Origin of the sequence: Aliarcobacter lanthieri (assembly GCF_013201625.1) — a bacterium.
GTDB lineage: Bacteria > Campylobacterota > Campylobacteria > Campylobacterales > Arcobacteraceae > Aliarcobacter > Aliarcobacter lanthieri.
The window spans coordinates 769,810-792,272 of sequence record NZ_CP053839.1; the positions used below are offsets into that span (position 1 = coordinate 769,810).

General features: G+C 25.9%; 12 protein-coding genes and 1 pseudogene. 4 read left to right on the plus strand and 9 right to left on the minus strand.

Annotation, left to right across the window (positions count from 1 at the left end; translation table 11 throughout):
- Positions 1 to 9: 9 nt before the first annotated feature.
- The 3 genes from ALANTH_RS03915 to uvrC all read right to left on the minus strand — a co-directional run bounded on the left by ALANTH_RS03915 (position 10) and on the right by uvrC (position 5,252).
- Positions 10 to 2,295, minus strand: a complete 2,286-nt coding sequence (locus ALANTH_RS03915) for a methyl-accepting chemotaxis protein (protein WP_026807553.1) — start codon at positions 2,293 to 2,295, stop codon at positions 10 to 12.
- A 90-nt stretch (positions 2,296 to 2,385) separates the two neighbouring features.
- On the minus strand, positions 2,386 to 3,408 hold the full coding sequence (locus ALANTH_RS03920) for an alanine racemase (protein WP_026807554.1): 1,023 nt from the start codon (positions 3,406 to 3,408) through the stop codon (positions 2,386 to 2,388).
- Between the two features lie 2 nt (positions 3,409 to 3,410).
- Positions 3,411 to 5,252 carry an excinuclease ABC subunit UvrC gene (gene uvrC / locus ALANTH_RS03925; protein WP_026807555.1) on the minus strand — a complete coding sequence of 614 codons (1,842 nt, stop codon included), beginning with the start codon at positions 5,250 to 5,252 and terminating at the stop codon, positions 3,411 to 3,413.
- A 107-nt stretch (positions 5,253 to 5,359) separates the two neighbouring features.
- Here uvrC and ALANTH_RS03930 point away from each other — a divergent pair, with 107 nt between their 5' ends.
- From ALANTH_RS03930 to ALANTH_RS03940, 3 genes and pseudogenes are all read left to right on the plus strand, one after another.
- Complete coding sequence (locus ALANTH_RS03930; RefSeq protein ID WP_172658491.1) at positions 5,360 to 7,783, plus strand: methyl-accepting chemotaxis protein; 2,424 nt, start codon at positions 5,360 to 5,362, stop codon at positions 7,781 to 7,783.
- Between the two features lie 1,205 nt (positions 7,784 to 8,988).
- Positions 8,989 to 10,326 (plus strand): annotated as a pseudogene (locus ALANTH_RS11530) (methyl-accepting chemotaxis protein); the annotation flags it as partial.
- Positions 10,327 to 10,555: 229 nt separating this feature from the next.
- Entirely contained in the window at positions 10,556 to 12,460 is a 1,905-nt protein-coding gene (locus ALANTH_RS03940) for a methyl-accepting chemotaxis protein (RefSeq protein ID WP_172658493.1), read from the plus strand.
- A gap of 32 nt (positions 12,461 to 12,492) precedes the next feature.
- Here ALANTH_RS03940 and ALANTH_RS03945 read toward each other — a convergent pair whose 3' ends face one another.
- From ALANTH_RS03945 to ALANTH_RS03965, 5 genes are all read right to left on the minus strand, one after another.
- The gene (locus tag ALANTH_RS03945; RefSeq protein WP_026807557.1) at positions 12,493 to 14,814 is read right to left on the minus strand and encodes a response regulator; all 2,322 of its coding nucleotides are present in this window, start codon (positions 14,812 to 14,814) and stop codon (positions 12,493 to 12,495) included.
- A gap of 1 nt (position 14,815) precedes the next feature.
- The gene (locus ALANTH_RS03950; protein WP_026803555.1) at positions 14,816 to 15,730 is read right to left on the minus strand and encodes a GGDEF domain-containing response regulator; all 915 of its coding nucleotides are present in this window, start codon (positions 15,728 to 15,730) and stop codon (positions 14,816 to 14,818) included.
- Positions 15,731 to 15,905: 175 nt separating this feature from the next.
- A complete protein-coding gene (locus ALANTH_RS03955; RefSeq protein WP_026803556.1) occupies positions 15,906 to 19,058 on the minus strand; it encodes an efflux RND transporter permease subunit in 3,153 nt (1,050 codons plus the stop codon).
- A 2-nt stretch (positions 19,059 to 19,060) separates the two neighbouring features.
- On the minus strand, positions 19,061 to 20,101 hold the full coding sequence (locus tag ALANTH_RS03960) for an efflux RND transporter periplasmic adaptor subunit (protein ID WP_026807558.1): 1,041 nt from the start codon (positions 20,099 to 20,101) through the stop codon (positions 19,061 to 19,063).
- On the minus strand, positions 20,098 to 21,330 hold the full coding sequence (locus ALANTH_RS03965) for a TolC family protein (RefSeq protein WP_026803558.1): 1,233 nt from the start codon (positions 21,328 to 21,330) through the stop codon (positions 20,098 to 20,100). Before ALANTH_RS03965 ends, ALANTH_RS03960 begins: the two co-directional genes overlap by 4 nt.
- Positions 21,331 to 21,432: 102 nt before the next feature.
- On the opposite strand from ALANTH_RS03965, the gene ALANTH_RS03970 reads away from it, so the two are divergent.
- Positions 21,433 to 21,915 (plus strand): MarR family winged helix-turn-helix transcriptional regulator, encoded by a 483-nt coding sequence (locus ALANTH_RS03970; RefSeq protein ID WP_026807559.1) that lies wholly within the window; start codon positions 21,433 to 21,435, stop codon positions 21,913 to 21,915.
- On the opposite strand, the gene ALANTH_RS03975 is transcribed toward ALANTH_RS03970, so the two are convergent.
- Positions 21,912 to 22,457 (minus strand): hypothetical protein, encoded by a 546-nt coding sequence (locus tag ALANTH_RS03975; RefSeq protein WP_026807560.1) that lies wholly within the window; start codon positions 22,455 to 22,457, stop codon positions 21,912 to 21,914. The genes ALANTH_RS03970 and ALANTH_RS03975 overlap by 4 nt on opposite strands.
- Between the last annotated feature and the right edge of the window lie 6 nt (positions 22,458 to 22,463).

Consider the following 22,463-nt stretch of genomic DNA (forward strand, 5'->3'; position numbering starts at 1 on the left):
AAGAGAGGTTTAACTCTCCTTTTTAATAGTTTTTGAATTTATTTCATCTTTACCATTAAACTGTTTTTCATTAGTTTTTGTTACTACCATTTTTGCGATATTATCAGTTAAAATTGCAACATCATGTGTTTGAGAAGCAATTATAGCATTTTGTTGTGTTTGCTGATCTAGTTGATTTACAGCATTATTTATTTGTTCTATACCAAGAAGTTGTTCTCTTGAAGAGTGCTCAATATCATAAATCAATTTATTAGAATTAGAAATATTTGTATTAAACTCTTTATACCCTTCTATCATAGTTGTAGCTATATTTTTTCCTTGATTAGCTTTAGAAGTTGCATTTTCAACTATTGTTTTTATTTCATTTGCAGCTTTAGCACTTCTATTTGCTAGGTTTCTTACTTCTTGAGCTACAACTGCAAATCCTTTTCCTGCTTCTCCTGCAGTTGCTGCTTCTACTGCTGCATTTAAACTTAATATATTTGTTTGGAATGCTATATTATCTATAACTCCTATTGCTTCATTTATTAATGTTACTTGATTATTTATATCTTCCATTGCTTGAGTTGTTTGATTTGCTAGTTTTTCACCTTCTAATGCAGAATTAGTCAATTCCTTTGATAATTGAGTCATTTTTCCAACATTTTGTGTGTTATTTCTAATATTAGAAGTAATTTGTTCTAAAGAAGCTGCTGTTTGTTCTAATGATGAAGCTGCTTCATTTGAACTAATATTTAATTTATTAACATTTGAAAGAAGGATATTTGAACTATCATCAAGTTGTAATCCCATAGATTTACTTTCAACTAACATTTCAGTTATAGAATCTCCTAAAGTATTTACACCATTTGCAAGTTTTAGTAAATGTTCTTTTAAATTTTTTGTTGAAATTTTATTCAAATAGTTATAGTGTGCATACTCCTCTAGAATATGAAGTACATTATCTATATTTGATTCAAGATTATTTGCCATATTATTTAAAACATTTTTTAATTGCATTAATGCTGGATTTGAAACTTCTACATTCAATCTTTGGCATAAATCACCTTGTTCAAATTCTCCTAGTACGGCTATTGTTTCATCTATTAATTTTCTATCTTCATCTATAGATTTTTCTATTTTTCCAATATTTTCATTTATCTGTTTTGCAATAACACCAAATTCATCTTCAGAGTTAATTGAAATTCTCTCAACAGAATTTGAATCTCTATTTAGGTATTGGAAGAAAGAGAATAAACCATCTTTTATTTTTCTAAGAGATCTTAACGATATTCTCATAGTTATAAATATTGATAAAGATATGATAAGAACAGTAATTATAGATAAAACAGTAATTAAAAATACAATTTTATTTGCATCTTCAAAAATTTCATCAGAGTTAACTCCTCCAACTAAAAGCCAATTCCACTCTTCAAAATTTTGGAATACTACAAATTTTTCATGCTTATCCCACATATAAGTTAAATTGCCATTTTTCTTTTGTAACATCTCTTCTATTATTAAAAAACCTTTATCATCAGTTAGTTTTAGTCCAGATGTATTTTTTAATTTTGGATGAACTATAAAATCTCCATATTTTTTGTTTTTATCATCAGAATTTATAATATAGTAATAACCTGTTTTCCCTATAACTTTACTATTTATAGTGTCGATTAGATTTTCTAAATCATTGTTTATATCTGAACCAATAAATGCTATTGCTATTATTTCACCATCTTTTTTTATTGGAATATATTTTGTCATATAACTTTTTCCAAATAAAAGAGCTTTTCCTAAATAAGTTTCACCTTGTAAAACTTTTTGATATCCTGGATGGTTTGTATCTAATTTTGTACCAATAGCTCTCTCACCATCTTCTTTTTTCAAACTTGTAGAGACTCTAATAAAATCATTATTTTTTCTTACAAAAATAGTTGCAACTGAACCTTTTGTCATTTCTGTAAATTTATCAACAATATCATAATCTAGATTTATTATTTTGCCATTTACTGATAAAATAGGTGTTTCTAATTCACCAATTTTAATATTTTGAGATTTATCTATATTTATGTTTTCTAACATATCTAGAAAAATGTTTCCAATTGTATCTGCACCTGATTTAGCTACTTTATTAAAAGTATTTACATTTTCAACCAATAAAGATATCTCTTTAAATATTGTTTCTTCATTGTTTTTTTTCATTATTTCAAAAGTATTATTAACAACTAAAAGAGTTAGTATTGTCATTGAAATAATAATAGATATAATTGAAACAGAGATTACTTTTGCAATAACTGATTTTTTTATAAAATCCATATAATTGTCCTTCTATAGTTTCTAGTGAAAAGTTTTTTACCACAATTATAATTAAATCTTATTTAAATTAATAATTTTATATAGTAGAATTTAAATAATTTCTCTTTTTATATTCTCTTTTAAAGAACAAGTTATTTCATAAGTTATTGTATTGTGAATTTTTGCTAAAGTTCTTACATCATCAAAAATACAAACTTCTTTATCTGTGCTATTTATTGATAAGTTGTCCATAGATACTCGTCCTAAAACTTGGAATCCTTTTGGTGTTTTATAGCAATGATTTTCATTCAATCTTAAAAAGCCATCCCCATAACCAACATCATAGGTTGAAACTTCCATATCCTCTAAAGCTGTGAATTTACCTCCATAACCTACGCTTTGACCTTTTTTTAAAGTTCTTGTAGCCATTTTAGAAGCCCAAAGAGACATAACAGGTTTTAATTTTGGAAAATTAAATGGTAAGTCATCTTCCAAATATCCATATGTTGCTATTCCAACTCTAGCAAAATCTTCATCAAAATCTATCTTTCTAAATAGTGCTGCAGAGTTACAAGAATGCAAGTTTGGTAGAGGTAAAAAAAGTTTTTCACATATATCTTTTACACTCTTTTTTACAAGAGAAAAATTCTCATTTTGCCAAAAGAAATTTGTTGATAATTCATCAGCTCCTTTATGGTGTGTGAATACTCCAGTAATATTTATCTTTTTTTGTGAAAGCCCTAAAAAAGCCTTTTCTAAGTCATCAATATATATTCCATTTCTATGCATTCCCGTATCTACTTTTATATGTACATTGCTATTTGAGGGTATTTTATCAATTTGTTCAAGAGAGTTTAAGGCTATGTGAAAAGTATGTGAATAGTTGTGAAAATCCTGTTCAGCTAAAACAAGTATATAGTTAAAATAATCTTTAATTTTATGAGCATCTTTAAAGTCTCTTACAACAGCTTTTTTTATTCCAAACTCTTTTGATAATTTTGCTATTTCTACTAAACCATGTCCATAAGCATTATCTTTTAATACAACTGCAACTTTATCTTTACTACCAGCTTTTTGTGAAATAATATTTAAGTTATAAAATAAATTTTCTTTATTTATTAAAATCTTTGCCAAAATTAATCCTTAAAATCATTAAAATAATCTAAAATTGTGTTTGCGTCTTTTTCATTTAACACACTTTTTAACTCTTCAAAAGAAGCATTTTTTATCTTTTCAAATTCTCCAAAATATAAAAGAAGTTTCTTGATCTTTGCTTCACCAATACCTTTTATTTGAAGTAATGATATCTGTTTATCTTGAGTTCTTTTTTGTTTTTTATGGAAATTTATTACAAATCTGTGTGCTTCATCTCTTTGTCTTTGAACGAATTGTAGTCTTTTATCACTGGTAAGTAAATTAAAATTTTTAAATTCACCACTTGAATTTTTATAGTGAATTATATCTTTTGCACTTCCTTTTGCTCGGTGTGCTTTTGCATCTATTTTCTCTTTTGCAATAGCTATAATATCAAGATTTACTCCAACACTTTGAACTATATCATAAGCTAATTTTAGTAAAGTTTCACCTCCATCAATTATCCATAAATCTGGTGCTGGATTTTTTTCAAAACTTTCAACTCTTCTTATTAGCATTTCTCTCATTTGTGAATATTCATCTTTGGATTCAAGATTGTAGTGTCTAAAAGCTTTTTTATCAAAAGAGTTCAATTCTTCATTCCAAACAATCATTGCACCAACTGTTGCTTGTCCCATAAGGTGAGAGTTATCAAAACTTTCAATAATATATGGTAAAGTTTTAAGATTAAATAACTCTTTTAATTCTTCATAAATTGTTGTTTGATTTTTTGCTTCTTCAAGTCTTAAAAGTTCATTACAGTTATTTAGTGCAATATTTATAATCTCTCTTTTTTTATCTTTTTTAGGATTTACTATTTTTATTTTTTTATTAAATTTTGTATATAAAAATTCTTCAATATCATCTAATTCTAAAAGCTCATGTGCTATTAAAACTTCTTTTGGTAGAAGAGGAAGTTCATTGTCATAGTAGTTTATAATTGCTCTTTTATATGCTTCTTCATAATCAAATTCTAAATCATCATTTATTTTTATAAAATCATAATTTGAAGAGGTAAGTTTTCCATCTCTTAAAAACATCCTTACAATCACAGCCTTTTTATTATTTGAGTTTATTGCAAAAATATCAATATCTTCATTTGTAGCGAGATCTATTCCTGTTTTTATTTGAGATTTTTCAATGGTTTTTATTCTATCTCTTAAATTCATAGCATCTTCAAAACGAAAATCATTTGAATAAATTTTCATTTTTTCTTTTAATTTAGAAATAAGTTTAGTTTTATTGTAGATATATTCTAAAGCATTTTCAACTATTTTTGAATAATCTTCTTTTGAAATTTTATTCTCACAAGGAGCAAGGCATTTTGCTATTTGGTGAAATAAACAGGCTTTTTTACCTTTAATACAAGCTTTTTTTTGAACTAATGGAACTATTTCATAGATACTATCTAGCATATCTCTTGCTCCACTTGAATAAGGACCGAAATATTTTATATTTTTCCCTTTTTGTATTTTTCTTGTTATTTCTAACCTTGGAAAATCATCATTATAATCTATAAAAATATATGGATATGTTTTATCATCACGAAGTAAGATATTGTATTTTGGTTTTAATTGTTTTATTAAAGAATTTTCTAATATAAGTGCATCATGTTCATTTGGTACAACTATCCATTCTAAATTTTTAACTTCACAAATCATTTTATAAATACGAGGGCTTAGTTTATCAGCTGGTAATAGTTTTGGAGTAAATTTAAAGTAAGATTTAACTCTATTTTTTAAAACTTTTGCTTTTCCAATATATAGTAGATGTCCTTCTTTATCAAAGTATTGATAAACTCCAGCATCATTTGGTAACTCTTTTAATTTCTCTTCTAAAATCATTTTGAAATAGTACCAAAAAACTCTTGTTGTAGAGATTATATATGCTACGTTTTTGCTAGTAAAAAATGATACTATTGTTACCTTAATTACAACAAGGGGCAAAAAGGATGAAAAATCTAAACTTCGGTACAAAATTACTTATAATTTTGTTGGGTACTGTTATCTTATCATTAGGGACAATGATATTTTTCACAAGTAAAAATCAATATGCAAATGCAGAAGAAGAAGCTAAAAACTATATTAAAGCTACTGTAAAAGCACATGCAATGGAACAAAAATCTATTTTAGACAATACTATATCTGTTGTTGATTCTATGGTAAATAGAATTGAAACTGCTATAAAAACAGGTGAAAAGCTAACAAAAGAAGGAATGGTAGATTACCAAAAAAATATTTTAAAGAAAAATGATTTTTTATTTACAGCATGGATAGGCTTTGATGATGATTCATATTTATTTGATAGATATGATGGTAAAGATGTAAATCCATATTATACTCCAAAAGGAGTTTTTCAACCATTAGTAACAAGTGAAGGAGGAGGTAAGTATTCAGTAGAATTTTTACCAGAATTTAACAAAGAAGATGTATATTTAAAACCAGCTATTGAAAATAAAAGAGTTTCTATTACTAAACCTTATGAATATGAAATGAGTAATGGTAAAAAAGTTTTAATGGTATCTGTTGCTGCACCTATTATTATAAATAGTAAAGTTATTGGTGTAGTTGGAGTTGATTTTTCACTTGAAACTATAAATAAAAAAGTTTCAGAAATAACTTTATATAAAACTGGATACTTATCTTTATATGAACCACATGGAATTGTTGTTGCTCATCCACGAACTGAAGGTGTAGGAAAACCATTTTCAAATTTAACATCTAATCCAACAGTTTTAGGGATAATTGAACAAGGTGTTAAAGGTAAAGAGTATGATTTTATGACAAAAAGTTTAAGAGATGGTAAAGAAGCTTATACATATTCTTATCCTTATGAGTTTGGAGATACTAAAAGATACTGGATGATGGCTTGTTCTGTTCCTATTGATGAATTTATGGAAAAAGCTAATGATGTAAGAAACTTTTCTTTAATATTTTCTTTTATTGTTTTAGGGCTTATTATTGTGATTGTTGTTTATAATATGCGAATATTAAGTAAGAACTTAACAACAATAAGTAGCGGATTATTAGGATTTTTTGCATTTTTAAATAAAGAATCAGGAAATACAACAGCAATCAATATAAAATCAACAGATGAATTTGGAACAATGGCAAAAGTCATCAATGAAAATATAGTAAAAACACAAGAATTAATAAAACAAGATGAAATATTGATAAATGATGTAAAAAGAGTAGTAGATGAAGTAAAAGCAGGGTACCTAAATAAAAGGATAGAGAAAACAACAGTAAATACAGGACTAGAAGAATTAAAGAATAACTTTAATGAGATGCTAGAGAATAGTATGAATAATATTTGTACAGATGTAAATAAAGTAGTAGAAGTATTAGATAAATTTAGTAAACTAGACTTTAGAGTAAAAATAGAGAATGATAATGGAAAAGTAGCTAAAGGAATAAATAACCTAGCAACAATTATAAATGATATGCTAAAAGAGAATAAAGCTAATGGATTGACTTTAGAACAAAGCTCAAAATTGCTACTAGAGAATGTAGATAAATTAAATTTATCTTCAAATGAAGCAGCAGCATCTCTAGAAGAAACAGCAGCAGCCTTAGAAGAGATTACTTCAAATATTAGGAATAATACAGAGAGTATCGCAAAGATGTCAAAAATCTCATCAAATGTAACTTCTAGCGCAAAAGATGGAGAAGTACTAGCAAATAAAACAACAGTTGCAATGGATGAAATAAATGTACAAGTAAATCTAGTAAATGAAGCAATAAGTGTAATAGATAATATAGCATTCCAAACAAATATCCTAAGCTTAAATGCAGCAGTAGAAGCAGCAACAGCAGGAGAAGCAGGAAAAGGGTTCGCTGTAGTTGCACAAGAAGTGCGAAATTTGGCATCTCGTTCAGCAGAAGCAGCAAAAGAGATAAAAGATATAGTAGAGAAAGCAACAGTAAAAGCAAATGAAGGTAAAAATATAGCAACAACAATGATAGATGGATATAAAGAATTGAATGAGAGTATTTCTCAAACAATAAACCTAATATCAGATATAGAGATGTCAAGTAAAGAGCAACTTTCTGGAATAGAACAAATAAATGATGCAGTAAATGAACTAGATAGACAAACACAACAAAATGCGATGGTAGCAAGTCAAACAAATGAGATAGCATTGAACGCAGATGAGATAGCAAAACTAATAGTAGAAGATGCAAACGCAAAAGAGTTTAATGGTAAGAATGAAGTAAAAGCTAAAACATTACATAACTCAGTGAAAAAAGAAGAGATAGAGATAGTAAAAAGAAAAGTAGAGATAAACTCAAAACCAAAACAAATAGAAAAAACTTCACAACCAACTATCATAAAAAGTAGTACAAAAGATGATGATGAGTGGGAAAGCTTTTAAGCTCCCATTCTTTTATATTATAAAATTATTTATATCTTTTAATAATACAATTTTCAATAATGATACTTTTTTAATACTTTTCCCTATTCTTCGAATATATAAAAAATTTAAACTAATATTTTGTTTCTAAAATACACAAAAAATAATTATTATAAAATAACTTGGTTCGATAATTGGAAGATAAGATAAGATATTTCTTTTTAAATCTTACAAGGAAAAGGGGTTAGATGTTAGGTAACTTGACAATAAAAAAGAAATTAATTTTTTCTTTTTCTATAATAATTGTGTTGATTTTTGGATTTGTTTTATATTCTATAAAATCTATAAATGAAACAAGTGATGGTTTTTCAGAATATAGACGAATAGCTAAAAATGGAAAAAATATAGCTTCTATAGATATTCAAATATTAAAAATGAATAGTATTATATTGGAATATATAAAATCACATCAAAAAAGTAGTATTGATGAATTTAATAAAGAGTTTGAAGATACAAAAATACTTGTTGATTTTGGGATTAAAAGTTTTCAAAATCCTACAAGGAAGTCACAAATGGAAGATATAGATAAATCTTTAGAGCTTTATAAAAAATCTTTTTCTAAAGTTATAAATTATATGCAATTAAGAGATTCTATTTTAGAAGATAATTTATATATAAATGGTAAAGAACTGGAAAAAATGTTATCTTCTGCTATGCTAAAAGAATATGAATATAAAAATTATGAAAATAGTTTTGCTCTTTCAAAATTACTAAAAGATGTTTTAATTATGAGAATTTACATTTTAAGATTTGTTGAAACGAATAGTAGTGATGATTTCAAAAAAGTTAATGAAGAGATGGATTATATACAAACAGAATTTGAAAATATTAAAATTATGTTTGGCTCAAGAAATAATACAGAAATAAAAGAGTTTGAGAATATTTTAAAAAAATATGAGAATGGTGTTGTTCAACTTTATGATACTATCAATGCAAGAAATAGTGTAATCTCAAATGAATTAAATATATTAACAAAAAATATACAAACTTTAGCACATGATATATTAATTTCTCAAGGTAAAAATCAAGATGCTATTGGTTCAAAAGTTGATAGTCAAAATAGTTTTATAAAAATTATAATATTAATTATAGGGTTAGTAATCTTAATTTTTGCAATTATAGTATCAATAGTTCTTTCAAAAAATATTTCAGATTTACTAAAAACTTTTGAAAATGGATTATTAGGATTTTTTGCGTACTTAAATAGAGATGAATTAACAGTAAATAGTATAAATATAAATAGTAATTGTGAATTTGGAGAGATGGCAAAAGTAGTAAATGAGAATATCAAGAAGACACAAAAAGGGATAGAAGAAGATAGAAGATTGATAGATGAGACAATAACAGTATTAAGTGAATTTGAACAAGGGGATTTGTGTCAAAGGTTGAATATAGAAGTAACAAATCCAGCCTTAATGCAATTAAAACAGATGTTGAATAATATGGGAGAGAATCTTGAATCAAATATAAATAATATATTAAATATATTAGAACAATATGCAAATTATAACTACTTGAATAAGATAGATCAAAAAGGGTTAAAAGAGCATTTGTTAAAACTAGCAAGAGGAGTGAACCATTTAGGAGATTCAATAACAACAATGCTAGTAGAGAATAAATCAAATGGATTAACTTTAGAGAATAGCTCAAAAATACTTCTATCAAATGTAGATATATTAAATGTAAGCTCAAATGAAGCAGCAACATCTTTAGAAGAGACAGCAGCAGCCTTAGAAGAGATAACAAGTAATATAAGGAATACAACACATAATATAGCAAAGATGTCAAATCTTTCAACAGATGTTACTAAGTCAGTAAATGAAGGAGAAGAATTGGCGAATAAAACAACAACAGCAATGGATGAGATAAATGCACAAGTTAATGCAATAAGTGAAGCAATAGGAGTAATAGATAATATAGCATTTCAAACAAATATATTAAGTTTAAATGCAGCAGTAGAAGCAGCAACAGCAGGAGAGTCAGGGAAAGGGTTCGCTGTAGTAGCACAAGAAGTACGAAATTTAGCATCTCGTTCAGCAGAAGCAGCAAAAGAGATAAAAGATATAGTGGAAAGAGCAACAGTAAAAGCAGATGAAGGGAAACAAATAGCAACAAATATGATAAATGGATATGTTGGATTAAGTAAGAATATAGAAGAGACAATAACATTAATATCAGATATAGAGATGTCAAGTAAAGAGCAGCTAATGGGTATAGAGCAGATAAATGATGCAGTAAATCAGTTGGATCAACAAACACAACAAAATGCTATGGTTGCTAGTCAAACTAACGATATTGCACTTGGTACTGATAAAATAGCAAAATTAGTAGTAAGTAATGCAAATGAAAAAGATTTTATAGGTAAAGATAAAGTTGAAGCAAAAGATATAGAAAATCAAATAAATGATATAGAAAAATTAAATAAAAAAGTATCAATTAATCAATTTTTAAAACCAACATCTACAAAAGATAATATTAAAGATGATAAATGGGAGAGTTTTTAAACTCTTTCATTTATAATTATTTTTTAATCACTAATATTATAATTTTAAATAATGATACTTTTTTAATACTTTTCCCTATTATTCAGCTATATAAAACTTTTCAACTAATATTTTGTTTCTAAAATACACAAAAAATAATTATTATAAAATAACTTGGTTTGATAATTGTAATATAAGATAAGATAAGATATTTCTTTTCAGAAGAAAATTTAAATAAAAAGGTTTATCTATGAGAATTTCTCAAAAGTTGTATTTAGGTTTTGGTTTGATGATTTTTTTAATTATATTACTGACAGTTATAGGGATAAATAGAGTATCTATCATAGATAATACTTTAAAAAATGATGTAGAACTTACTTCTGCAAAACAAAGATATGCAATCAATTTTCGTGGAAGTGTTCACGATAGAGCAATTTCTATAAGAGATGTTGTATTATCTGATAGTAAAGATAGTTCTTTATTTAAAAAATCTATTGATGATATTAAAAAACTAGAAGATTTTTATAGTACTTCTGCTCAATCAATGGATAAAATATTTACAAATAGAGACAATTTTGTAGAAGAAGAGTTAATAATATTAAATAAAATAAGAAATGTAGAGAGTAATACATTACCATTAGTAGAAAATATTATCAAACTAAAATTAGAAGATAATAATGAAGAAGCATTAAATATACTTTTAGATAAAGCTAGTCCATTATTTACTCAATGGTTAAAAGTTATAAATGAATTTATTGATTATCAAGAAGCAAATAATCATACATTTATTTCAAAAGTGAAAGATGTTGCTAGTGGATTTTCCTATACAATGATAGTTTTTTTAATTGTAGCGATAGTTTTATCTTTGATAATAGTATATGTTATGTCTAAACAACTTGTTAGTATTGTAGATAAAATTCAAGTAGGATTACAGAGTTTTTTTAGTTTTCTAAATAGAGAGACATCTACAATTAGATTTTTGGATATAAATACAAAAGATGAATTTGGACAAATGGCAAATTTAGTAAATCAAAATATTGAAAAAACAAAAGATACTATAATTGAAGATAATAAATTTATAAATGCAGTTTCTATATTTGTTCAAGAATTAAAATCTGGAAATAATCTTGCAAAGTTTAATTTAGAAGTGAGTACTCCAATATTTAAAGAGTTAAAAAAATCTTTAGAAGAGTTACAATACTATCTAGAACATACAATAGCAAGAGATATTAATGTTTTATTAAATGTTCTTGGTAAATTCAAAGATAAAGATTACACTGCAAGATTTCCAAATCCTTATGCTAGTGTTGCTGTAACTATAAATGAATTAGGAGATGTAATTTGTGATATTTTGGCTGAGAATAAATCAAATGGATTAACTTTAGAGAATAGCTCAAAAATACTTCTATCAAATGTAGATATATTAAATGTAAGCTCAAATGAAGCAGCAACATCTTTAGAAGAGACAGCAGCAGCCTTAGAAGAGATAACAAGTAATATAAGGAATACAACACATAATATAGCAAAGATGTCAAATCTTTCAACAGATGTTACTAAGTCAGTAAATGAAGGAGAAGAATTGGCGAATAAAACAACAACAGCAATGGATGAGATAAATGCACAAGTTAATGCAATAAGTGAAGCAATAGGAGTAATAGATAATATAGCATTCCAAACAAATATATTAAGTTTAAATGCAGCAGTGGAAGCAGCAACAGCAGGAGAGTCAGGGAAAGGGTTCGCTGTAGTAGCTCAAGAAGTACGAAATCTAGCATCTCGTTCAGCAGAAGCAGCAAAAGAGATAAAAGATATAGTGGAAAGAGCAACAGTAAAAGCAGATGAAGGGAAACAAATAGCAACAAATATGATAAATGGATATGTTGGATTAAGTAAGAATATAGAAGAGACAATAACATTAATATCAGATATTCAAAATTCAAGTAAAGAGCAATTGTTAGGGATAGAGCAGATAAATGATGCTGTAAATAGTCTTGATAGTCAAACACAAAAGAATGCGAATATAGCTTCTCAAACTCATGATATTGCAACATTAACAGATAATATAGCAAAACTAATAGTTAAAAATGCAAATGAAAAAGAGTTTATAGGAAAAAATAGTGTTAAAGCTAAAGATTTTTCAGCATTAAAAAAATAAAGGAAATAAGTTGAAAGATAATCTAAATATTTTTATTTTAAACCTTTTAAAAATTCAATAGCTAAATTGTATTCAAAATCATCAATATAAGTTTTTAGGAGATTTATATCATCTGTTTTATTGTAAAGATTTTTATATAAAGATATAAGTTTTTCATCATCTATGATATTTCCTTCTTCTAAATCCTGAATTATTGATGATAAAAGTTTTTTAAACTCATCATCATTTAATATTGAGTTATCATCTTGTTCTAATTGTTCAAAAATTTCATTATCAAGAAATTCCAATTCTTTTTTAATATCTTCTATTTCGTTTTCTAATATTTTAATATCTTCTTTACTTATATGAATATTTTGTTTATACTTTTCATCTATCTTTTTACAAATTTCAAATAGTGAAATAGCACCTAAATTTCCACTAACCCCTTTTAGTCCATGAACTAAACTTTTTGCATTTTTACTATTATTTGAAATTTCATCAACAATATTATTAAATTCATTATTTAGCTGTTCTAAAAACTTTTTAAGAAGTTTATTCATAAGTTCTTTATTTTCTATTGAACACTCTAATGCATTTTTATTTAGAATATTATTTGTAACTTCTAAGTTGTGTTTTATATATTTTATTTCACAATCTTCTAATTTCTTTACATATTTAATAATTGTTTTATATAAAGAATCTGTATCTATGGGTTTTAGTAAAAAGTCATTCATTAAAACATCTAAAGCTTTTTGTCTATCTAGAATTAAGTTTGATGCTGTTAGAGCTATGATTGGTATATTTGTATCTATTTTTCTTATTTCTTCTGTTGCTTCAAAGCCATTTAAAATTGGCATTTGTAGGTCCATAAGTATTAAATCATATTTAGATCTATTTTTATTAAATATTTTTATTGCTTCTTTACCATTTGAAGCTATATCAACACTAATATTTGATTTTTTAAGTATTAAAGAAGCTACTTCTTGATTTATTACATTGTCTTCTACTAACAAAATTGTTAAATTATCAAAATATGGATATGAATTTTCTATTTCTAAATTTTCATCTAAAGTTTCGACAATAATATTAAAACTAAACTTACTTCCTATATTTATTTCACTTTCTAATTCGATTTTCGAATTAAATAACTCAATTATCTTTTTACATATAGTAAGACCTAATCCACTACCTTTAAATTGTCTATTATTTGAATTGTCTTCTTGAAAAAATTGATTAAATATCTCATCTTGAAAACTTTTTTTTATTCCTATTCCTGTATCAATGACACTAAATCTTATTTTTGCTCTATTTGGCTCAATTCTTTCAATTAATTTAATATTTAAAGAAACTTCACCATTTGTTGTAAACTTAAAGGCATTTGTTAAAAAATTTGATATAACTTGAAGAAGTTTTATTTTATCTACTAAGATTTTTTTGGGAATATTATCTTCTATATTTAAAATAAACTTATTATTTTGTTTTAAAGACTCTTTAAAAAAGCTTGTTTCTACATATTGAATAAGTTCATTTAATATAAATTCTTTATTTTCTAGTTTAAACTCTTTTGATTCTATTTGAGTTATATATAATATATCTTCTATTGTATTTAAAAGTAGTCTTGAAGAATCATCAATTCTCATAAGTAAGTTATATTGTTTTGAGTCTAGTTTTGTATCAAAGAATAACTTTGTAAAACCTATAATTGCATTCATAGGAGTTCTTAATTCATGAGAAATATTTGCTAAGAATTGGCTTTTTGTATTATTTGATTCTGTTATAATATTCCTTTGTTTTATTAACTCAGATTCAATTTTTAGTTCATTTGTAATATCTTCAAATGTAACTACTACTTCAAAATATTGAGAATCTTCTACTTTTTGTGCAAAGACTTTAAAAATATATTCATTATTATCTTGATTTATTTTTACAAGATTTGAACTATTATTGTTTTTCAGTATATATTCTAACCAATTACAATCATTTTTTAAAAGACCTGTTTCTTCTATAAAATAATCATAAATAGGAAGTTTATTTTTATTAAATTCTTCTAAGGAATTAATTTTGAAAAAATTTAGGAAAGCTTTATTTGATTGTATAATATTTTCACCATCTGTAACAATTAATATATTTCTTTGAGAATTTAATATTTTTTCTATTCTTTTTTGATGATAGATAATTTGCTTAAAAAGTATATTAAATATAATCAAGCTTATAAAAGAAAGAACTAAAATAACAAATAAAAATATAGTTGATTTTATTGAAAAATTATTGTTATGATTATAAAAAATATCAGATATAACTAGTATTATAATAAAAAATGTTATAGCTAAAATAGATAATAGTAAGTTTCTTATTTTAATATTTTGTAGATTCATCTTAAACTGTAGTTATTAAAAAATTATTCTTTCCACTATTTTTTATTTTATATAGTGCTTCATCTGCTCTTAGTAAAATTTCAGTTTTTGTTAAATTATAGTTTGAATTACAAAAACATATTCCTACGCTTATTGTTACAAAAGGAGCAATAGTTGAATAATTATGTTCTATATTTAACTCTCTTATAGCTTCAAGTAGGTTATTTGCAACATTTTTTAATCCATTTTCATCTATATCTTTTAATAAAATAACAAACTCTTCTCCTCCATATCTTGCTACTAAATCATTTGGTCTATGTAATGTTTCTTGTAGAGCTAAGGCTACTTTTTTTAGTGTTTCATCACCTTTTCCATGTCCATAATTGTCATTGTATGGTTTGAAAAAATCAATATCTATCATCATAACTGCAAGATTTGAGTTTTCCCTTTTTATATCATTGTAAGTTTTTTCAAACATTTCATCAAAGAATCTTCTATTTTTAATATTTGTTAATCCATCATACATAGATAATTTTTCTAGCATAAGAGTTTTTTCTCTTAATCTAATTTGGTTTCTAATTCGAGTTTTTATAATAATTTTACTATAAGGTTTTGTAATATAGTCTATTGCTCCTATATTTAAACCATATTCTTCATCTGCTTCACTACTTTTTGCAGTTACAAATATAATAGGAATATCTTTAGTTCTATCACTCTGTTTTAAATGTTTACATACTTCATATCCATTTATATCTGGCATTTCAATATCAAGTAAAACTAAGTCAATGTTATCTTGATTATTTAGAATTTCTAAACACTTTTGGCCACTTTTTGCTATTTTTATATTGTACTCATCTTTTAAAATATCGGATAATAATAAAATATTTGTAGTCATATCATCTACAATTAAAAGTGTATATTTCTTCTGTTCAAGCATAAATTTAACTATCCTATATTAAAATAAAAAATAATTTATTATTATATTAAAAATTATATTAAGACTGAATTAATTTTTTGGTAATAAAAATTATTAATAATAAAATATTGAATTTAGAAAATAATTATTTTAAAGTAGTAGATTTTTGTAGTAATTTTGATAATAAAGAGTACTTTTAGTACTCTTTATTGTTTTCTTCTTCTTCTTTTTTTAACTCTTCAGCAATATTTCCTTCTTTTTCTTTACTAAGTCTTGAAATAAGTACATAGAATAATGGAATAAATAATATTGCTATAAATGTAGCTGTTAGCATTCCACCAACAACTCCAGTTCCAATAGAGTGCTTACTAGCTGCTCCTGCTCCACTACTAATAGCAAGTGGTAAAACACCAACTGTAAATGCTAAAGAAGTCATAACGATTGGTCTAAGTCTTACTTTAGCTGCTTCTATTGCAGCATCTATTAAGTTATAACCTTCTCGTCTTTTTTGTAGAGCAAACTCTACAATCAAAATAGCATTCTTAGCAGCAAGTCCCGCAAGAACTAGAAGTCCAATTTGGAAATAAATATTATTATCTAATCCTCTTAAATTTGTAGCTAAAATAGCTCCAAATATAGCAAATGGTACAGCTAAAACAACTGAAAGTGGTAATAACCATTTTTCATATAGTGCACAAAGAATTAAGAATAAAAATACAATTCCAAATATAAATGCTTGTGCTGAACTTCCACCAATTTGTTTCTCTTGGTATGCAGTTCCTGTCCATGCTATAGTGTAACCTTCAGGTAATACTTCATTCGCTACTTCTTCAATAGCTCTTAAAGAGTCTCCAGAACTATATCCAGCTGCAGGTTGTCCTGAAACTTTTGCAGATTGGAATAGGTTAAATCTTTCAATAATATCTGCTCCAACAATTTTTTTATAATTTACAAATGAATTTATAGGTAAAAGTTCACCATTACTTGATCTAACAAAAATATTTTGTAAATCTTCAATATTATTTCTATATTCATCAATTGCTTGTACATTTACTCTATAAGTTCTTCCTTGTAAAGAGAAATCATTTACATAGAAACTTCCAAAAGTAGCATTTATAGTGCTATAAATATCATTTAAATCTACACCTTTTGATTTTACTTTTTCAATATCAATATCTATTTTAAACTGAGGAATATTAGCAGCAAGTGCTGTTCTAACTCCCATAAGTTCAGGTCGTTGATTTGCTTTTGCTATAATTTCATTTACAAGATTTCCTAAATCTTCTATTTTCCCACCAGTTCTATCTTGAACATACATATCAAACCCACCAGTAACACTCATCCCCATAATTGGTGGTGGAACAACAGCAACAGAGAAACCTTCACTTGTTCCCATAAGTTGTTGGCTAAATTTTTTCAATAAAGCTTGTGCATCTTGGTCTGGATTTGGTCTTTCACTCCAGTCTTTTAGTTTAATAATCGTTGCAACTGTATGGCTTCTTGTAGCTGAAGTTGTAAAGTCATATCCTGCAAGAGTAATTACATTTTCAACATTAGGATCAGCTAAAATAATTTTGTTTGTCTCTTCAGAAAGTTCTAATGATTTTGACATAGAATAACCAGGAGGGTTAAATCCAAATACGAAAATAGTTCCTTGATCCTCGTCTGGAACAAGACCTGTTTTCATAGATTTAAACATATCAAAAGATACAAATAATAATCCTACATATAATAAAATAGATATTAATGCAAATCTAATACTTTTTTTAACTAAAAACGAATAACCTTCAGTTGCTTTATTAAACATATCATTGAACCATTTGAAAAATCCTTTAGGTTCATGTTTTTTATTTTTTAATATTCTTACACAAAGTGATGGAGTCAAAGTTAGAGCCACAAAACCAGAAATTATAACTGAAATTACAATAGTAATAGCAAATTGTCTATACATCTCTCCACTTAATCCACCCATAAATGCAACAGGAACGAATACAGCAGATAGAACTAAAATAATTGCAATTAAAGCTCCAGTTACCTCTTTCATAGCAATAAATGCAGCTTCTTTTGGAGTTTTACCTTCATCCATATGTCTTTCAATATTTTCAATAACAATAATGGCATCATCAACAACTATACCAATAGCAAGAACAAGTCCAAATAAAGTAAGTAAGTTGATACTAAATCCTAAAGCATACATTCCAGCAAATGCACCTATAATTGATACAGGAACTGCAATAAGAGGAATAATAGTTGCTCTCCAGCTTTGTAGGAATAAGAAAATAATTAAAATAACTAAAATTAAAGCTTCAACAAAAGTTTTAACAACTTCATTAATAGATGCAGTAATAAAATCTGTACTATCATAAGGAATACTATAAGTCATATCTTCAGGGAAAAACTGACTAGATTCTTCTAATGCTTTTTTTATAGCATCAGCTGTTTCAAGTGAGTTTGCACCACTTTGTAAAAATATTCCAATAGGAATAGAAGGTGCATCATTTAATCTTGTAGTAACACTATAATCTGATGCTCCAAGTTCTATAGTAGCAACATCTTTTAATTTTAAGCTACTTCCATCTTCATTTGCTCTAATTACAATATTTCCAAATTGAGTTGGATTTTCAAATCTACTTGGAGTTTGAATTGTATATGTATACATTTGTTTATTTGCTATTGGCTCAGCTGCAACTTTTCCTGCTGCATATTGATTATTTTGCTCTCTAATAGCTGCAATTACATCAGTTGTTGCTAAAGAGTATTTTGATAGTTTCGATGGATCAATCCAAACTCTAATAGAATAATCTTTTGCTCCAAAGATCATAGCATCTCCAACCCCTTTAACTCTTTTTAAAGTTTCAACTAAGTTTAAAAGAGCATAGTTAGATAAGTAAATACTATCATAAGTATTATTTGGTGATTGAAGCATAATAAATTGTAAAATACTAGGACTTCTTTCTCCTACAACAACACCTTGTCTTTGTACTTGTTCTGGCATTTTTGCTAATGCAGCTTGAACTCTATTATTTACATCAATTTTTGCTTGATCTGGATCTGTTCCAACTTCAAAGAAAACATTTATACTTAATCTTCCACTATCTTCTGCAAGTGAACTCATATAAAGCATATCTTTAGCACCATTGATTTGTTCTTCAAGTGGTGCAGCAACTGTTTTTGCAATAGTATCTGCACTAGCGCCTGGATAAGATGTACTCACAATAATTTGTGGAGGAAGAACTCTTGGATATTGTTCAATTGGTAGATTGAACATAGAAATAAGTCCAACTAAAAATATAACAATACTTAAAACACCAGCAAAAACGGGGTTTCTAATAAAAAATGCGGAAATCATGACTATTTCTCATCATTTACTATTTGAACTTTTGTATCTGGTCTAAGTTTTGCTAAGTTAGATATTATAACTTGCTCATCAGGTTTTAGACCACCTTTTATAACCATTCCTTTTGCTACTAAATCTCCTGTAATAACTGGTCTTGGTTTTGCAATATTGTTTTCATCAACAACAAAAACAATATTTGCTTGAGCAGTTTTTAATACAGCATTTTCAGGAACAATAAAAACATCTCCTAATGATAAATTAGAAATTTCAACTTTTGTAAAGTTTCCAACGATTAATTCATTGTTAGCATTTTCAAATTTTGCTCTAACTAAAAGTGTATCTGTATTTATATCAATTACAGGTGATATAAAATCTATTACACCATTTTCATATTTTTTATTACTTGTTAATAAAGTTACTTTGGCTTTTTTATCTTTTATTTGTGAAAGATAATTATTCATATCATCCTTTGGGATTGAAAATTCAGCATGAATTGGATTTGTATTTGTAATAGTTACAAGAAGTGAATTACTAGAACTTGTTCCTACTAAATCACCAATATCATGATTTTTTAATCCAACAATTCCATCTATTGGAGCAGTTACTTTTGTATAATTTAGGTTTATTTGAGCTTCATCTAAAGCTGCTTTCGCACTATCATATTGAAAAGTATAATCATCAAATGATTGTGGGCTTATAGCTTTTGAAGCAATTAATTCTTTTGCTCTTTCAAAATCTTTTTTTGCTTTTACAAAATTTGCTTTTTTGGCATTTAGATTTGCTTGATAAATATCTGGTTCAATTCTATATAATAGTGTTCCTTTTTTTACAAAATCACCTTCATTAAAATATTTTTCTTTTAATGTTCCAGAAACTCTTGCCATCACATTTACTTGCTCAAAAGCTTTTAAAATAGTTGGATAAGTTTTACTTGTTGTATTGTCTTCAGCTTTAACTGTAAAAGTTTTTACAGGTAAAGCTGGAGCTTCATTTGCTATTAAATTGTTAAATCCTAATAATAGGAAAGATATTGAAATTAATGATTTTTTTATCATCTTATATACTCCTGTAGTTTTTCACCGCTATGGTAAATTATTGTAGCTTTACTTATTTCTAAATCATTTAAAGCTTTTTTGTGTTGGCTTATTGCATCATATTTTTCACTTAAACTTTGCAAAAATGCAACATTATCTATAAGTCCATTTTCATATTTTGATTTTATAACATCATAAGCACTTTGTGCTGCTTTTAAAGTTGCTTCACTTGATTTAATTTTTCTTTCTGCTATATCATAAGCTCTAAGAGCAAGTTGTAAATCAACTTCAGCTTTGTTTTTTTCATATTCAAAATTTGATTTACTTGCTAAATATTCTTTATGTTTTGATTCATGTTTATATTTTGTTTCACCAAAAGAAAAAATATTCCATTTCAAATTCGCACTTGCAACATTTTGGTGATCTGGACTATCTGTATCATTGTTTTTGTTACTATAATCTCTATCATAATAATTGAAAGTATTATCTAAAGTAATTGTTGGTAAATAACCACTTTTTTGAGATTCAGCATTACTTAGTTTTGTTTGAGTATCAAACTCTAAAGCTTGAATATCAAATCTTTCACTTTTTGATTCTAAATCATTTATATCTTTGATTTTTGAACCATCTTGTAAATCTATTTTTGTACCAGTTATATATTCAAGATTATGTAAAATTGTAACAATATTTAATTCAACTTCTTGTAGTTCAACTATTGAATTTTGAAGTCTTGAAATAATTTTTTGTAATTCATCTTCTGTTGTTGTTCCAGCATTATAAAATCTGCTAAGTCTTTCTTTTTGTGCTTCTAATTGCTCAATTTCTTTTAATTTAGCATCTTTTCTTGCTATTAATGATTGATAATCAAAATAGTAGTTTATTACTGTAAGTGAAAGATCGTTTCTTAAAGCTTCTAATGATTTTTCACCACTTTTAATACTACTTTCATAACTATCATAAATATCATATTTTTTTCCACCATCATATAAAATATAGTTTGCACTTGCATAAGCATTTGTTCCTTTTTTTGGAACATTAGGTAACTCATGTTCTGTTATTGAATAACTTGCACCAATGTCGATTTTTGGTAAATAACCACTTTTTACACTTTTATAGTCATATTTTAGAGCTTCAAGATTTTGTTTTGAAGCTTCGATTAATCTATTCTCTATTGATAAATTCACTAACTCTTCCAAGTTATGACCATATAAAAAAAGTGGGAATAAAAAAGTAAAATATATCTTTTTCAAACGTACTCCTTTTAAATTAATTTTGAAACTTTATCTTTTTTTCTCTTAAAATTATCTTGCTAGAAAGATATTTTTAATTTAATTTGTATTATAATCCGCCTCATGGATACGAAATATTTTGATGATTTTTACAATTTAGTTAAAACAGATGAGCGATATGAAATATTTGCTATTACATTTCCTTTATTAGTTATAAATAAAGAGCTTTTTAATAAAGCAGAAAAAGATACTAAACAAAAATACGATTTATTAAATGTTGATGTAGATGTTTTAGCAAGTTTATATTTTAGAGCTAAAGATTATACGATGACTCCTACAGATTTATATGATCATTTAGTATTTTCTTCTGGTGGTATGACAAAAGTTTTAAAAAAACTTGAAGATAGAGAACTTATTAAACGAGTAAGTTCAATAGAAGATAAAAGGAAAAGTTTAGTTTGTCTAACTATAAAAGGTATTGATTTGATAAAAGAGATTATGGATAGTAAAATGTGTAAAGGTGAAGACTTTTTTAGTATTCTAGATAAAAAAGAGAGAGAAAATTTAAAAAATATATTTGCAAAGGTTCTTTATTCTTTAAATTAATAGCATTCTATATTTGCATTTGATATTTTTTTAAAAATATTTAGCTCTTTTTTTAGTGGGATCCAGTTTATAAGTAAAATAGCTCCAGCTTCCCACAAAGCAACCCAACCTCCTACCATTATTCCTTCTGATAATAGTTTGATAATAAAATCTTCATTTTCTGATAGAATAAATGCAAATGCAACTAAAATAAAACCTATAACAATAAAAATTAAAGAATTTTTTATACTTTCTTTAATTTTTATTGTTTTTAAATATTGTAAATATTCAAAATATTCTTTTATACTAATTTTTAATCTATCTTCTGTAGCTGATGTACTTTTTTCATCAAAATAAAAAACTATTTTAAAAGGATTATTATCTATCTCTTCAACACTTTCAATTAAGTAGTCTTCTAAGTCTTCTTTTAAATCTTTTTTTATAAAAGTAGATTTTTTATCATAATCTTCATATAAATCTTCTACTTTTGTTGTATGTATTCTTATGATTAAGTTTCCATTTTCATCTTTATCATATCGTTCTATAATACTATTTTTAGTCATAATTTA

Excerpts from the sequence above, each read along its gene's own strand:
- ALANTH_RS03915 (WP_026807553.1), bottom strand. The coding sequence starts at position 2,295 with ATGGATTTTATAAAAAAATCAGTTATTGCAAAAGTAATCTCTGTTTCA.
- uvrC (WP_026807555.1), bottom strand. The coding sequence starts at position 5,252 with ATGATTTTAGAAGAGAAATTAAAAGAGTTACCAAATGATGCTGGAGTT.
- ALANTH_RS03930 (WP_172658491.1), top strand. The coding sequence starts at position 5,360 with ATGAAAAATCTAAACTTCGGTACAAAATTACTTATAATTTTGTTGGGT.
- ALANTH_RS03940 (WP_172658493.1), top strand. The coding sequence starts at position 10,556 with ATGAGAATTTCTCAAAAGTTGTATTTAGGTTTTGGTTTGATGATTTTT.
- ALANTH_RS03945 (WP_026807557.1), bottom strand. The coding sequence starts at position 14,814 with ATGAATCTACAAAATATTAAAATAAGAAACTTACTATTATCTATTTTA.
- ALANTH_RS03950 (WP_026803555.1), bottom strand. The coding sequence starts at position 15,730 with ATGCTTGAACAGAAGAAATATACACTTTTAATTGTAGATGATATGACT.
- ALANTH_RS03955 (WP_026803556.1), bottom strand. The coding sequence starts at position 19,058 with ATGATTTCCGCATTTTTTATTAGAAACCCCGTTTTTGCTGGTGTTTTA.
- ALANTH_RS03960 (WP_026807558.1), bottom strand. The coding sequence starts at position 20,101 with ATGATAAAAAAATCATTAATTTCAATATCTTTCCTATTATTAGGATTT.
- ALANTH_RS03970 (WP_026807559.1), top strand. The coding sequence starts at position 21,433 with ATGGATACGAAATATTTTGATGATTTTTACAATTTAGTTAAAACAGAT.
- ALANTH_RS03975 (WP_026807560.1), bottom strand. The coding sequence starts at position 22,457 with ATGACTAAAAATAGTATTATAGAACGATATGATAAAGATGAAAATGGA.